The organism is Citrobacter sp. wls619 (assembly GCF_005281345.1).
Classification (GTDB): domain Bacteria; phylum Pseudomonadota; class Gammaproteobacteria; order Enterobacterales; family Enterobacteriaceae; genus Citrobacter.
In genome coordinates this window covers 349,227-349,451 of record NZ_SZXJ01000035.1, presented here as the reverse complement: position 1 = coordinate 349,451, position 225 = coordinate 349,227, and the positions used below count along the sequence as shown (strand labels likewise).

General features: G+C 40.4%; 1 pseudogene. It reads left to right on the top strand.

Features of this window, described 5'->3' with window-relative positions:
- Positions 1-225 (top strand): annotated as a pseudogene (locus FDX19_RS25270) (hypothetical protein); the annotation flags it as partial.

The window sequence follows — 225 nt, the reverse complement described above, 5'->3', positions numbered from 1 at the left end:
ATTGAGACCAGTTATATCTTTGATTTTGGAGATTATGGCCTCAGTGATGGGTATGGGGCAGGGAGGGCAAAAGAGGTCAGTGGAGATCTTGACTTAAAAACGGATTATTTCCCTGAAGTATTTATTAGCCACTTATTTAATCAAACAACATTGAAATTATTTGGTGGAAATACCGGCCCCGAAAAATGGCGCAGGCGTTTTCGGCTTAGGAATACTCAATTCATC